Source organism: Tractidigestivibacter scatoligenes (assembly GCF_001494635.1).
In the GTDB taxonomy this organism is placed as follows: domain Bacteria; phylum Actinomycetota; class Coriobacteriia; order Coriobacteriales; family Atopobiaceae; genus Tractidigestivibacter; species Tractidigestivibacter scatoligenes.
Map to the genome: position 1 here is coordinate 803,453 of NZ_LOJF01000001.1, position 13,399 is coordinate 816,851.

Annotated in this window: 12 protein-coding genes and 1 pseudogene; 10 read left to right on the forward strand and 3 right to left on the reverse strand. The window is 61.2% G+C overall.

All coding sequences use genetic code 11. The features are described 5' to 3' along the window. The first annotated feature begins 194 nt into the window (after positions 1-194). Together AUL39_RS03530 and AUL39_RS03535 are read left to right on the forward strand one after the other, a co-directional pair. Entirely contained in the window at positions 195-1,202 is a 1,008-nt protein-coding gene (locus AUL39_RS03530) for a restriction endonuclease (RefSeq protein WP_201783907.1), read from the forward strand. Between the two features lie 111 nt (positions 1,203-1,313). Then, complete coding sequence (locus AUL39_RS03535) at positions 1,314-2,129, forward strand: hypothetical protein (protein ID WP_235810743.1); 816 nt, start codon at positions 1,314-1,316, stop codon at positions 2,127-2,129. 54 nt (positions 2,130-2,183) lie between these two features. Here the strand turns inward: AUL39_RS03535 and AUL39_RS03540 are convergent, their stop codons facing one another. After that, on the reverse strand, positions 2,184-3,512 hold the full coding sequence (locus tag AUL39_RS03540) for a hypothetical protein (RefSeq protein WP_059053659.1): 1,329 nt from the start codon (positions 3,510-3,512) through the stop codon (positions 2,184-2,186). A 153-nt stretch (positions 3,513-3,665) separates the two neighbouring features. Between AUL39_RS03540 and AUL39_RS03545 the strand changes: the two genes are divergently transcribed. The 3 genes from AUL39_RS03545 to AUL39_RS03550 all read left to right on the forward strand — a co-directional run bounded on the left by AUL39_RS03545 (position 3,666) and on the right by AUL39_RS03550 (position 5,201). Beyond that, positions 3,666-3,881 carry a hypothetical protein gene (locus tag AUL39_RS03545; RefSeq protein WP_059053662.1) on the forward strand — a complete coding sequence of 72 codons (216 nt, stop codon included), beginning with the start codon at positions 3,666-3,668 and terminating at the stop codon, positions 3,879-3,881. A gap of 101 nt (positions 3,882-3,982) precedes the next feature. Further along, positions 3,983-4,105 carry a hypothetical protein gene (locus AUL39_RS11535; protein ID WP_268873217.1) on the forward strand — a complete coding sequence of 41 codons (123 nt, stop codon included), beginning with the start codon at positions 3,983-3,985 and terminating at the stop codon, positions 4,103-4,105. A 160-nt stretch (positions 4,106-4,265) separates the two neighbouring features. Next, the gene (locus tag AUL39_RS03550) at positions 4,266-5,201 is read left to right on the forward strand and encodes a DUF4268 domain-containing protein (protein ID WP_059053664.1); all 936 of its coding nucleotides are present in this window, start codon (positions 4,266-4,268) and stop codon (positions 5,199-5,201) included. Positions 5,202-5,866: 665 nt separating this feature from the next. On the opposite strand, the gene AUL39_RS03560 is transcribed toward AUL39_RS03550, so the two are convergent. Next, positions 5,867-6,730: a hypothetical protein gene (locus AUL39_RS03560; protein WP_059053669.1), complete on the reverse strand. Its 864-nt coding sequence runs from the start codon at positions 6,728-6,730 to the stop codon at positions 5,867-5,869. Between the two features lie 84 nt (positions 6,731-6,814). Here AUL39_RS03560 and AUL39_RS03565 point away from each other — a divergent pair, with 84 nt between their 5' ends. The 5 genes and pseudogenes from AUL39_RS03565 to AUL39_RS03590 all read left to right on the forward strand — a co-directional run bounded on the left by AUL39_RS03565 (position 6,815) and on the right by AUL39_RS03590 (position 11,462). Continuing rightward, positions 6,815-7,399 (forward strand): hypothetical protein, encoded by a 585-nt coding sequence (locus AUL39_RS03565; protein ID WP_059053671.1) that lies wholly within the window; start codon positions 6,815-6,817, stop codon positions 7,397-7,399. Between the two features lie 532 nt (positions 7,400-7,931). Beyond that, a pseudogene (locus AUL39_RS03570) lies at positions 7,932-8,261 on the forward strand (EFR1 family ferrodoxin); the annotation flags it as partial. A gap of 206 nt (positions 8,262-8,467) precedes the next feature. Then, complete coding sequence (fic, locus tag AUL39_RS03575) at positions 8,468-9,103, forward strand: protein adenylyltransferase Fic (protein WP_059053675.1); 636 nt, start codon at positions 8,468-8,470, stop codon at positions 9,101-9,103. A gap of 782 nt (positions 9,104-9,885) precedes the next feature. Continuing rightward, positions 9,886-10,443 (forward strand): hypothetical protein, encoded by a 558-nt coding sequence (locus AUL39_RS03585; protein ID WP_059053679.1) that lies wholly within the window; start codon positions 9,886-9,888, stop codon positions 10,441-10,443. Further along, entirely contained in the window at positions 10,440-11,462 is a 1,023-nt protein-coding gene (locus AUL39_RS03590; protein ID WP_059053681.1) for a hypothetical protein, read from the forward strand. Before AUL39_RS03585 ends, AUL39_RS03590 begins: the two co-directional genes overlap by 4 nt. Before the next feature lie 587 nt (positions 11,463-12,049). Here the strand turns inward: AUL39_RS03590 and AUL39_RS03595 are convergent. Beyond that, positions 12,050-13,255 (reverse strand): iron-containing alcohol dehydrogenase, encoded by a 1,206-nt coding sequence (locus AUL39_RS03595; protein WP_059053683.1) that lies wholly within the window; start codon positions 13,253-13,255, stop codon positions 12,050-12,052. Positions 13,256-13,399 lie beyond the last annotated feature (144 nt).

Consider the following 13,399-nt stretch of genomic DNA (forward strand, 5'->3'; position numbering starts at 1 on the left):
GGCCACATGGCAGCAGCGGACGAGCCCGCAAGCGCATTGGAGCCTCGGACAACGCACAGCAACCGCTCAGACTCCTGATAGCCAACCTGCGCCCCCCACGGCGCGGAGAGGGCTACGGCTACCGAGAGTCATCGGCCGCGCCGTCGGCGCATCTATACGCGCGTCAATGGCGGCGAGATAATGCCCTCGTAGGCATGCACAAGGAAGGTTGCAACATGACGGCATGGATGATTCGCGCGGGACGCGGGGGCGTGTACGCGCAGAGCTGGCTCGAGACCGCCACCATAGGCATTGGCTGGGACTTCGGCGGGGCGGACTTAGCCCGCATGCCAAAGGGCCGGATACGCGAGGCATACGTAGCTGCGCATCCCGGCGAGTCCAAGGGCAAGGTCAGTGCGGCGGTCTCCCAGGTCTATAAGTTCGCGCACGACATGGCCGAAGGCTCAACGGTCGTCATGTACGACCCCGAGACGCGACTTTACCACCTCGGCACGGTGACGGGTCCCTGCACGCCGACGACCCAGGACGGCGCAACCTACGTGCGTACGGTCTCCTGGCAGGGCCAGGCCCAGCGCGACGCGCTCTCCACTGCATCGAAGAACTCCCTCGGCGGCATATCCACGATCTTCTCGGTCTCCGACGAGGCGCTGGCAGACCTGAGGCGCGCTGCGGTAAAGCCGTCCGAAGCTCCCGTGGCGCCCGCAGACCAGGACGACGAGGGCACCGAGGAGGAGGCGCGCTACGCGACCTTCGACAACGGCATTGAGCGAATAAAGGACCGCCTTCTCGCCGTCCACCCCGACGACATGGAACAGCTCACTGCCGGGCTCCTGCGCGCGATGGGCTACCACGCCCGCGTCACGCCGAAGGGTCCCGATGGTGGCAGGGACGTCATCGCCTCGCCCGACGCACTGGGCCTCGAGGTGCCGCGCATCATCTGCGAGGTGAAGCACCGCAAGGGCTCTATGGGCGCTCTGCAGCTGCGCGCGTTCATCGGAGGGCTGCGCGGCGGTGACCGCGGGCTCTACGTCAGCACGGGCGGCTTCACGAAGGAGGCCCGCTACGAGGCTGACCGCTCCAACGTCCCCGTGCGCCTACTCGACCTCGACGGCTTTGCGCGCCTCTACGCCGACTTCTACGACCGCACCGACGAGGACGCCCGCGCCATCCTGCCTCTCGTCCGCATCTGGTGGCCGGCGTAGACTGCCATGAGCTATTGCGCGAGCATCGTCATAAGGGAAGGCGGGAAGAGCAGCTTTCACGGATTGAGCCTCTATGACCCGCTTCCATACCTGTTCCTGCGGCCTGGGCAGTTGAAGGCGTTTGCAGATTCCACCCGCTTCGATCTAGGCGGCCTCAATAACGTTTGGAGCGAGACGGGCATCCTTATGGACGCAGACGGGAAGCAGCTGCTCTACTTCGGCAGCGATGACAGCACCTGGGAGATAGGGTTCCGCAAAGTGCTCGACGCCTTCCTTGAGCGCTCCCTCTGGCCGGGCTGGAATGTGCGGTTCTGTCCTCGCCATCTTGTGGACTTCGCGGAGGCGTTGGGGCTCGAAAGCCCGATGACGCCGTGGCTAGGTGATGCGCCAGACCTCTATGATTTGAAGTACTGGATCGGCAGTGAGTCGCGTCTGGACAGCCTCAACGATGGCGAGATTTCGAGTGCGATCATGGTGAGAAAAGGTGGTGCGCATTACCTGCATACTATCGACTCCATGTACGTGACCGACATCCTCGATCATGGGGAGGAGCTTGTCGCGCCGCTTCTCAAGCCAGGCTTGGACAAGCTCGTTTCCGGCATCGATGGTGACGGGCTCTGCTCGTCCGCTCTCATCGACTGCGACGGTAGAACCCTCACGTACTGGTACGTGGACGAGGACAGGCCGTCAGAGTACTTCCAGCGCTTTTGGCCGGGATGGGAATTGGTTGACATCCAAGATGACTATCAGGCGTTCTCTAAGGCCACGGATGAAATCGTCGCGTTCGACGAGTCGATAGACATGGAACGTGCCATTGCGGGCATACGCGCCTGCAACCATATCGACGTCTACGATGACAAGCCCACCATACCGCCCGAGAAGTTCGAGTCGATGCTGTCGTCGTTTCTGGCCGGCTATCAGCCATGACGTGTAGGTTCGGTTTCATTATTGCAGGGCTGTTTGAGTGGTTGAAGAAGCGTTCTAATCGTTGCCGTCCTTCATCTTCCCATGCCATCGAGCCCGATACTCCTCGCGCGTCATGAGACCTGTGGCCACCTCGGCCATGTTCTGCCGATTCTCCGAAGCCGTGTCCTGGACGATGCTGTCGTCAAAGATCACCGACACGTCGCCCTTGTCAGGCAGTTTGGCGCCCATGAGCCTGCCGCACGAGAGCACAGCGCACGAGACGTCCGCGAGCGCGCCCTGGAGCGCGCTCTCGTTCTTGCGGATGTTCCTCATGAGGGCCGAGTTGTCGCTCGAGACCTCCGTGGCCGTCTTCACGTAGCCGACGTTGTCCAGGTCGAAGTAGTTCGTCCCCAGGCCGCAGAGGTCGCCCAGCACCTGCAGCGCCAGGCGGAACGCCTTCCCCTGCGCCTCGGTGCGCAGCGCGGGCGCGAACTCCTGGATCGTGTCCTCGGTCGACATGACCTTCCTGAACACCGTGCAGTCGCCCTTGCCGAAGGGGATGGGCACCCGCCTGCCGTCGGCGGCCCTGTCCTGGTCGAACATCACGTCGGAGAGGGACACGCGCATCTTGCCCGCGTCAACCTCGTTGATGAGCGCGTCGTAGGCGAGGTCCACCGACTGCACTGCGTCCACCGCGTCCGCGAACACCGACTGGCCGTAGGGCGAGAAGTCCACCCTCGTGTTCGGCACCGCCGGCCGCACGATGCCGAAGGTGGGGAATAAGGATCCCGTCTCCACCTCGGGCGCCACGTTCGGCACGCTGACCTCGCGCCCGTCCTTGTCGAAGCAAACAGTCCTTATGTGATAAGTGCCAGCGGGTCCGAGTACGTGCATCTGCAGCTGGTCGAGAAGCGCGCCGCGCGAGAAGCACCTCGTTACGAACGCGCACTCCCTCACGCCCTCCGCGTCCCACGACAGCGGCACCACCATGCGCGCGTCGTAGTGACGCACGCGCACCAGGCGCCGCCCCACGTCGAGCCACACGGCGAAAGCCCCGGTCCCCAGGCCGAACGCTCGCACGACGGTCTCCTGCGCCCTTCCCCAGAAGTTCGTGGACGAGAAGAACGAGCCGAGCCAGTCGGCGCACTCCCGGCTCTCGCAGGCCACGACGGTCTTCTCGTCCAGGAGCAGAGACCCCCACTCCCGGCACACCCGCATGGCCGGCATGATCGTGCGCCGATGCACCTGGTACACCCGCCCGAACCCATCGGTGTCACGATAGTCGTAGAACTCCCCGACGGCCCGCATCCACGAGTCCCACTCCCTAACGTGGGGCTCCATCTCCTCCAGCGCCCTCGTCGAGTATCCCGCTTCGCGCAGGTACGACCTCACGTACTCCGACATCCGGTATGTCTCCCTCCGATGCCGTCATGCATGCCTGCTCCCTTTCGTTTTTCATCGTCGCAAGTGCGAATTAATCTGGTCACGTTGTCGTTTGAATTGACGTATCTCAGTCGAGCTACGAAGCTCTTTCCGAGTTACTCAGAGGAGGTGTTCGTGGTGAGCAATGACGTCAAGAACGGCGAGCAGAACAGGGAAGTTCTCGGCCAGAAGAAGATGGTTCAGGCGCTCGACGCGCAATCCAACCATGTGTGCTGGCAGATAGCTAAGTGCATCGCGGCTGGCCTCGTCACGGGACTCGGCGTCTTGCCCGCCGCCCTCCCAGCGAACCTCCCCAGTGTTGCTTACGCGCAGGTGCGCATGGTTGTCTAATCGCCCGCCCCGGCTGGCGCAACGTGAAGTCCAACCAGGTACAGACTACTGCGGAGTTGCCCTCGTCAGCGATATCGTCGCAGTTGTGTTTAAAACGGTGGGTGAAAGCTGCCAGCATCGCCATCGAGAAGATTTCTCGGGTGACCCTCACGAAGGTCAACCAGCACATGGGCTTCCGCGTCGTTGCCAAGTTTGACGAGCAGGGAAGTCTTCAACCTTGGTAAGGCGGCGCCACTCATTGGTGGGACTGGTTAGTGACGATCTCGATGCATCCACGACCAACGTGATATCTCATAAAGCGATGGAGCTCTTCCTCTTGAAGGAAGAGCTCGTGAAAGTGAAAATCGAGTAATCGGAGAATAACGGGAATGGCGGACAGCGCGAATGAACAAGAAGTACAACCTTGGCAAACTGGATGAGGTAGACCTGCGTACGGTTTGGCCGCACGAAGCCCATGACTTCACGAAGTGGCTGTCGGAAGATGAGAACCTGAATTCACTTGGGCTCTCCGTTGGCATGGAACTTGAGCTTGTCGAGACGGAGTCCTCAGTGGGGTCATTCAATGCCGACATCCTTGCGAGAGAGAGCGGAACAGGGCGAACAGTCATCATCGAAAACCAGCTTGAGGAGACCAACCACGACCATCTGGGAAAGATAATCACCTACGCCGCGGGTAAGGGTGCAGACGTTGTCATCTGGGTCGTGAAACATGCGCGGGATGAGCATCGTAAAGCTATCGAGTGGCTGAACGAACGCACTGACGACAACCTCGGTTTCTTCCTCGTGGAAATTGAGCTTTTGTCCATTGGGAGCTCACTTCCCGCGCCACGCTTCAACGTCGTGGAGCAGCCGAACGAATGGGCTAGGACAATTAAGCTTAGCGAGGGGCTCAATGATACTGAACGTATCAAGCTCTCTTATTGGACTATGTACAACGACATTGCGGAGAAGTCGCCTGAATTCCTCAAGGCTTTTCGCCCGCACAAGCCGGCTGCGCAGCATTGGTCGGACCTTAGCTGCGGGTCTTCTGCATATCACATCGCTCTGCTCATAAACACACAGAGGAACAAAATTGGTGTTGAATTCTGTGTACCAGGCGACAAGGCGATAGGCCGTAAGGCAATCGAGAACGCTTCGACATTCGAGGACCGCCTTGACCTCAAAGCGGAACCGTACGAAGCCAAGAAGGCCTCGGGCCTTCGCTTCTTTAAGGAGAATTGCAAAATAAAGGGTAATGAAAAATCCTGGCCTGGCTATATAAAGCAGCAGCTAGGATGGGCTCTCGCCATGCGCGAGGTCATCGACGAGCTCGGTCTGTAACGTTCTAGGCTTCGCACGCACCGCGCAGGACGTCGTCCATCATGGTGTACCTCACCATGTCGACGCTGTGATCGTTCCTATCGGGAATCTCGTCCGCCCAGGTCCCGTCGCGGTCGCGCCCGAACTCCTCCAGTCTGAGCTCCTCATGGGCCAGCGGGCATCGAACGGGGCTATCACAATCTTGCGCATTCCAAGCTGCCGATGCGGCTGAGCTCTTCCCATACAACTTCGCGCGGTGCTCGTGGGGACCTTGCCGAACGGGGTCGGCACGCACCCGTCGCCCTATCCTGGTCGAACGTCGTGCGGAGAGGAATATTCGTATCTCACCCGAATCGCCCCGTTGATGAGCGGGCAGTGGGGGAGGCCATACGTTCTGTTTGTAAGACACCATGTAGGACACCAGCGCCGTACGTCCTGACAACGAGTGGCAGGGGTAGTGTCAAACGCAGGAATCGATGCACTAGAGCTCAAATGCGCAGCCCCAGCTCCCCGCTCACTCCGTTCTGCTCCTTTATTCGCAGGTCAGAGTACCTGACGGAACCTTCCTTGCTTCAGTTATAAGGGTGTTGCCCCCTAGTCGATTCGACTTGCTCCGTTTTGGCCCTCGTCTGCCTCCGAAGACAGACTTGGAGAGGGAATGGTCTTGCGAGGAGTCGTGCGTGCTGTCACCGCCATTCGGCATGGCTCGCCCCGAGCAGCGACGCCAAAACCTCAAGAGCCTCTGGAATGTCCTTGCCGTCCTCCAACTGATTGCTGGAGCCTCGCGCGGCAAGCGCGGCATGGAACTCGTCGCTCGCGAGCGCCCGCTCCACCATACTGTCATCTGCCACGATTGTGGGTCCCAGCAGCCAGCTCGCGGAAGCTTCCTCGGTTACGTCGCGGTAGTCCTGCTCGGGCGCGTTGTCACTCATGTCCACCAGATCGCTGCACCACCTGCCACCCCATTCGTCATCGACTGGCCCCATTGCGTAGAGAAGCACGGTGGGGTCGATGCGCCCGAACTCGTATCTCCCGTGCCAGCGGTACACATTGGAGATAGGTCCCTGTCTTCTGTCCACGAACTCGTGCCTCGTGCGGTTCACCGCGAAGTGCCAGCTCCGCACGCGCAGGTCGAACGGCCCGGTATATTCCTCGTCGAATATGTCGCCTCGCTCCTCGGAATGAAGGTAATCACTACAACTGTGGCCCCTGGCCTCATCGAAGTGCCCCGTCACGTTCTCGAAGCGGCTTAGTATGTCCTCATAAGGGTAGCCGTCGAACTTCGCGAACAGCCTGCGCGAGCGCTCGTCGTCGAAGGAGTCTTCGGTCCAGTAGTCGCCGACGTAGATGACCGTGTCGCCATGCCAAGGACCCGCAATCATCGTGCACGCTGCGTCTGTCATCGGCTGCGCGACCGCTGTGGAGCACCCCAGTGTGAAGCCGGAGTCCCCGAACGGCTCGTCGTCTATGTACTCACGCTTGTCCGGGTTTGCCCAGATGTAGTACTGGCCCGTCCCTCTCGCCCCCGTTCGTTTCGGTGCGTCATCCATCCACATTCTCTCATTGGCCCCGGTGTGGGGAAAGAGGCTGGTAGAATGCACTGTTGATACGTGAGGCGAGGGGAGGAAGATGCGATGTCGCGCATAGGATGCCCCTGTGGCAACGACGTTCGTCAGAACGACCTCGACAGCGTGTGGCTCTTTGTGGCGGACTCGCTCATGGACGAGCTGGCCGATAGCCAAGCGTTCTTCAGCCTCGAGTGCCGCGCCGGCGAGAAATCAGAAGTTTGGCACTGCAAGGAGTGCGACCGGCTCATCATTCTCGATGACGACCGCAAATACGTTACACGCTTCATGAGAAGAGTCAGCAGTGGTACGCCACCCGTTGGGCCTGATGCCCACCGTGGTGTGCTCTACAACGAGGAGCTTTTCTTTGACGAGGTTGACGAGTACCTTACGGAGAAGGCCGACCGAGGCGAGGCGCCCGACTACGAGTTCTTTGATGCCGAGTACGCCTGTGGCAACCCACTCCTCACGCCCCGCATCATAAGCAGAGAGGCATTCGACAATCCCTCGAAGTCCTTCGGGAACTGGTATCGTGCCGAGCTCTCGGAGACATCCCTTGCGATTTTCGATCGGGATGACGTTGCGTATGCTCACCCTTTGAAGCAATGGCTCGTGAGCCCCGAGGACATGGCCACGCTCGCGCGCCACGATTGACGCCCAGTTGTCCCGTGTTGGCGAGCGGGATGTACTGGATGCTGTGGACCTCGGGCCGTAGCTGCGCAGAGTGGTGACGCTATGCGAGTCAGGCACGGCTTTGGAAGCTACTTGGGAACTTAGGAAGTCATACCTTCCAGAGTTCCTAAGTAGGTTGAGGGTCGCGTGTAACTGCGAGGTCGCCAAGGCTTCTGGCACGTCGACCAAGACGGCGCTGCGATACATCAAGGCATTGCTCAACGAGGGCTTGCTGGAGCACATCGGGGCCAAGAACGGCCCGAAGAGGCGTTATCGCCCAAGCTGACGGCGCAACAGGGCTAGACCTTCAGTCGGGAGACTATGGACCAGATCGTGCGCGGTGAGCTCAGGAAGTACGCCGGCGCGCGGTAGGGGAGGGCCGCTCGCATCGCAACGTCCCTAGGGTCTCTCGCCCACGCCAGCCCCCGCATAGAATGTGACGAGAGAAGTATCCGTCCCGCCTCAACTCCGCGGCGCCTTAGAATGTGGGGGCGCGTGAAGCGAGGAGGTCTGCGAGGTCATCGGGCGGATCGAGCGGCGCGAGCATGGCAACTTCACAAGGCACGCCATGCCCTACTTCACGTCGCGAGTTGCCCTTCCCGAGTACGAGAAGATGCGCAAGACGTCCCACTTCACGCTGGACGATACCTGCATTGGCTGCGGTCTCTGCGCGAGGAAGTGCCCCGACAAGGCCATCGAGATGAGGGATGGGCGGCCCGTCTGGGTGAAGGAGCGCTGCATCATGTGCCTGGGCTGTCTGCACCGCTGCCCCAAGTTCGCCATCCAATACGACGACAGGACCCGCGAGCACGGCCAGTACCGGCACCCGGGAACGAGGGTGTGATTCGGGGCGCTTTACCGCGCGGGGATGAGCTCAGGAAGTACGCCGACGCGCGGTAGGGGGTTGTCTATTGTTCTGCACGCCCTTCGCTAGAATATGATGTACCAGCACTGCATTTAGCATCTGGGAGTCCTGTGTTCCGGCAGCTGCAACTGCCGGGCTTTTAGCCGGACGCCCTAATACCGGTCGTACTCGTGCGAGGCGGCGCCATGACGCTCAAGAACAAGCTCGACGCCTCCGACGAGGTAGAACTCGCCCATGAGGAGGAGCGCGTGTCGAAGCTGGCCGCTCTCGCCCTCTACCGCGATGGGACGCTGGACACACTTGTTCCGGGTACCTTCTCCGCGCTCAAGACCATCCACGTGGCCCTTTTTGGTGATATCTACGACTTTGCGGGCAGGATTCGCACGGTGAACCTAGCGAAGGGCAACTTCCGATTTGCCTCTGCAATCTATCTTGAGTCTGCTATCAGGTCAATCGAGACTATGCCGCAAGAAAACTTTGACCAGATTGTCGAGAAGTACGTCGAGATGAACATTGCCCATCCCTTCCGCGAGGGCAACGGGCGCTCGGAGCGCATATGGCTTGACCACATGTTCCGTCGCGAGCTTGGCCGCACGGTCGACTGGAGTCGCATTGGGCGTGAAGACTATCTGCTCGCAATGGATTGCAGTCCCGTGCGCGACCTCGAGATTAAGGCGCTTCTCGGGCAGGCGCTCTCGGACGACCTGCGCAGCGTCGCGCTTCTCGTCCGCAGCGTCGACGCCTCGTACGCCTACGAGGGCTATGACGCTTATCGGGCCGAGGATCTGGGCTCCGACGGGGCCTCGGGAGTCGTGCGGTGAGGTTGGGGTTCTCGTGCCGCCTTGTGTGCCGTGCGCGTACTCGGTCCGCGGAGAATAGCTCCTTTTTCTTAAACGGACTCTGCATTTGCCCAGTTGGCGGGGAGTCGAGTTAAGAAAAGGAGCTAAACTCCGCGATGCGGACGGCGTCGGGGGTGGCCTTCTCGTTTGGGGGTGTCTGGCATCTTCCCAGTACAACGAACCTGGTGCTATTGCTTCCCGCGTCCGTCCTGCGTTTCAGGTGCCTTTATTAATGTCGTGTGGGCGATAAATAATACAGCCAGTTGGGTTCTTCGTCATCTAGCGGTGAGGAGGGCGCGGGGTATGGGCTGCTTGTTCGAGTGGCGTTGCAGAGACTGCGGTGCCGGTGAGAGCTTCTTTTGCGGCGGGGGTTTCTCTGACTTCAATCCAGCGGATGCGGTAGAGCAATCCAAGTGTGGTGACTTCGGGCCAGCTCTTAAGGCTCTACTTGGAAACGGCATCCCCGAGGGATGGTCGGTTCTGCGAGAGAATTCTTACTACGAGTGCCCCTTCTGCGGAGGGGTGGTTTTGGGTACCTCATTGCAGATCGAGGACGGAAGCAATGGGTGGCTTGAGTATCACGCCATCCCCGACAAATGCCCCTCGTGCGGAGAATCGCTGCAGGCTGGAGAGTGCATGCCTCCCATGAGCGAGGGAAAGCTATCCGCCCGTTGCGAAGGCTTTGCTTCTACGGAGTGTCCCAAGTGCGGCAGCAAGAATGTCTCGACCTCTTACGGATCCTGGGATTGAGGAGGGCGGTCGGCATGGCGGAGAATGACGCGCGCGATGGCGAGACTTGGTACCAGTTTGGCTTCCCCGAGCCCGAGCGTGAGGAGTACCTGGCGCTGCAGGCCGAGAGACCCACGGAGGTTGGTCCGGCGGACAGGCGGACGCTGCTCGAGGGGTTCGACTTTCTCGTGTTGGTCTCCCACTCGTTTTTCTGTATTGGCGAGCGCCCGGTCATCGTGATCTGGAGGCGGAACGTGGCCGTGGACGTGATTGTCCGAAGCGCCGATTGCACGGTTGACCAGCGCCGGACTCTTAAGGGTGCGGCTGCTGAGAAGCTCTTGTCCGCGGTGCTGACAACCCATGCGGACACCTGGACGGAGCCGTTTGAGCCCAAGGAGCTCGTGCTTGATGGCTACAGCTGGGATATGACGGTGTGTGCGGTGAGTCGGTACTTCGATTGTTGTGGGGACAACGCTGCTCCGCGCGAGATGGCCGAGCTCCTGCGTGCCGTCGCGGATGCGGGGCTGCCGCTTGCGTGGGATGGGGAAGAGGTTGCGTTTGCGCACGGTAACGGGAAGGGGGACCGCGAATGACGAGTTCAGGTGGCAATACGAACAGGGGCATTGAGGTCGTTGCGTCGGACGTGCAGGCGGTTCGTGGGTCTGCTGCGTGGTGCGCCACCATGCAGATCTGCTGGGACAACATGCTGGAAACGCTTTGCGATGGTAGTCCGCTGAACCCGCTTGGAGGCGCAAACGAGCTGGTCAGGGCACTCAATACCAGCGAGCTTGGGAGGGATGCGCTGCCCAGAGACCACTTCTATGCGTATTCCGGACCAAAGAGCAACCGGGCAAGAAGAGAGATAGAAACCGAGGTCAGGCGCCGCTTTGGCCAATCGAGCGAGGTTCTCGACCAGCTCGACTGGTCGGAGCCTTCTCCGGGCATGACCTCGCTCCTCTTCTATTGCATGCTGTACCGCAAGTTCTCGTTCCTTGTGCCGTTTGGAGTCTGCGAAGAGGAGCCCTGGGGAGATGAGGACGTATGCGTCACCTATTTTGAGGCGTACGACCCGGACCAACGCCTTAGCCGCAAGATGCGGCAGCAGGTGAAGCCCCTTTACTACAAGGACGGGCAGCATCACGCGGTGAGTCTACAGACCAAGGAGGGTGACAGCGTCGTGCTTGTTCGTTCGCCGAGGGGAGGGTCCTTCTCGGAAATGTGGACAAACACGCTTGACCAGGCAAAACGTGCCGACAGTGCCCAGACTCGCCCCCTCGACGACCACGATTCCTTCATGTGCCCCAATCTCTCTCTGAGGCTGTCCAAGGAGTTCCGCGAGCTTGAGGGGCTGGAGTTTCTCGATGTCAAAGGGCATAAGTGCATCATTGACCAGGTGCTCCAGACCATTAAACTGAACCTCGACAACGAGGGCGGCGAGGTCAAAAGCGAGGCTGCGATCTCTGCTTGCGCCACTGGTGCGCTGGATTTCTCGCACATCAGGACCTTTGACTACGACGGAAGGTTCGCGCTCTATCTGGTAGGCGGAGAGGTTCGCATCGACTCGCGGCCGTACCTCGCGCTTCTCGTCGATGACATTCGGCTGTTCCAGTAGCACCGGGGACACAGCGGGCTGCGAGCCCGCTGTGTCCCGCGTTGTGCCCCCATGCCCGGTGCCCCCGCGGAGAATAGCTCTTTTTCTTAACTCGACTTCCCGCCAACTGGGCAAATGCGACTGCCTTTTAAGAAAGAGAGCTATTCTCTGCGGGGGCATTGCGTGTGGGTCGACGGGCTGCCATGATGGCGAAGATTTCTCACACGGAATGCTTGATGGGCGGGGCTTCGGGCGCCCATCTCGTACCATTGCCCGTTGCTGCGCCTCCCTGTGCCTAATATTTGCGGTTGCCGGTCCTTCTTGGGCGAATCGCCGAGTACGAAACCTCTAACATTTTACAGAGCCGCAGGTAGGGAAATGGCACTTCCGGGGTGATACTAAGGGAAACCCCGAATTTTGACCGGCAACCGCAAATTTTGGGCAGAGCCCTGGGACATGACGTCGTTGCCAGCTCGGAGCGCTCGATTTGGCTCGGTCACAACCCAAAAAATGTCCCTAATTTGCCCCGGCAGGGTCCGGCTGCTTGTCGAGGCGCGTCGGAGCCGGAGGAGAACCTCGCCTCCGGCTCCGACCTCGCCCAGCACGCGCTAGAACGCCGAGAGGTAGATTGCGCGCGCATCGTCCATGGTCAGCGGCCTAAGCTCGCCGAAGCGGTCGCCCTTGTTCTGGCGCAGGGTCTCCAGCCAGCCGTCGACCTCCTCCGGCGCAAGGCCAAGGTCAGCGAGCGTCCGCGGCATGCCCAGGCCAACGAAGAAGCGCTGCAATTCGTCGATGGCGTAGGTGATGGCGTCTTCGGTGGCCTCGTCCGTCTCGTCCACCGGTTCCACGTCAAAGACGCCCTGCGCAAACGCCAGGAAGCGCTCGCGGTCTGCGCGCCAGACGTAGCGCATCCAGGCGGGGAGAATCACGGCCAGCCCAGCGCCGTGCGTGACCTCGGGGCGGTGCGCGGAAATCTCGTGCTCAAGGCCGTGACTCTCCCAGCCGCCGGCGCGCTTCTCGGGCGCGGATGCGCGGCCGCACCCGCAGAGGTCGTTGTGGGCGAGCGTGCCGGACCACATGATGGTGGCGCGGGCGTCATAGTCATCGGGCTTCTCGGCCACGGTGTTCGCGGCGTCGATCACCGCGCGAATGATGCCGCACGCGATGTTGTCCGTCACGGGGACGGGGCCGGCCGCGCTGAAGAAGCGCTCGCAGATGTGGCAGATGATGTCCACCGCGCCGGCCGCCGTCTGGTACTGCGGCAGCGTGAAGGTGACCTCGGGGTCGAGGATCGCCACGCGCGGGCGGAACACGTCGCCGTTGACGCCGCGCTTGAGGTTGAGCTCGTCGTTGCTGATGACGCAGGAGGCCGAGGCCTCGGAGCCCGCGGCGGGAATGGTGAGCACGCACGCAACGGGCAGGCACGCGCCGATGCTTGCCTTCTTCGAGAAGAAGTCCCAAACGTCGCCCTGGTAGGGCGTGCCAAACGCGATTGCCTTGGAGCAGTCGATCACGGAGCCGCCGCCCACTGCCAGGACGAGGTCGACCTTCTCGGCACGCGCAAGCTCGATGCCCCTGCGTACCAGGCCAACCTCGGGGTTGGGGCGGACGCCCAGGAGCTCCACGTGGGCGACGCCGGCGGCCTCGAGCGAGGAGGTCACACGGGCGAGAAGCCCTGTGCGTACCACTGAGCCTCCGCCGTACACCAGGAGGACGCGCTTGGCTCCAAGCGCGGCGACCTCCTCGCCAATCTTGTCGGCATAGCCGCGGCCAAACACAAAGCGCGTGGGGGACTGGAAAATGAAGTCGTTCATGATTCGCCTTCCGCTGGCGGGGTGCGTGCCCCGAATGTTGTTGAGCCCATTATGGACGAGTTAAGGCGGTTACTTGGCGGGCTGCGGGCAGGCGCTGCAGAAGGACTTGTCGGCCTTGCGTGTGCTTTGGGCGAGCCGGGCGGG

Excerpts from the sequence above, each read along its gene's own strand:
- AUL39_RS03530 (WP_201783907.1), top strand. The coding sequence starts at position 195 with ATGCACAAGGAAGGTTGCAACATGACGGCATGGATGATTCGCGCGGGA.
- AUL39_RS03550 (WP_059053664.1), top strand. The coding sequence starts at position 4,266 with ATGAACAAGAAGTACAACCTTGGCAAACTGGATGAGGTAGACCTGCGT.
- AUL39_RS03585 (WP_059053679.1), top strand. The coding sequence starts at position 9,886 with ATGGCGGAGAATGACGCGCGCGATGGCGAGACTTGGTACCAGTTTGGC.
- AUL39_RS03540 (WP_059053659.1), bottom strand. The coding sequence starts at position 3,512 with ATGTCGGAGTACGTGAGGTCGTACCTGCGCGAAGCGGGATACTCGACG.
- AUL39_RS03590 (WP_059053681.1), top strand. The coding sequence starts at position 10,440 with ATGACGAGTTCAGGTGGCAATACGAACAGGGGCATTGAGGTCGTTGCG.
- AUL39_RS03560 (WP_059053669.1), bottom strand. The coding sequence starts at position 6,730 with ATGGATGACGCACCGAAACGAACGGGGGCGAGAGGGACGGGCCAGTAC.
- AUL39_RS03595 (WP_059053683.1), bottom strand. The coding sequence starts at position 13,255 with ATGAACGACTTCATTTTCCAGTCCCCCACGCGCTTTGTGTTTGGCCGC.
- AUL39_RS03565 (WP_059053671.1), top strand. The coding sequence starts at position 6,815 with ATGTCGCGCATAGGATGCCCCTGTGGCAACGACGTTCGTCAGAACGAC.
- fic (WP_059053675.1), top strand. The coding sequence starts at position 8,468 with ATGACGCTCAAGAACAAGCTCGACGCCTCCGACGAGGTAGAACTCGCC.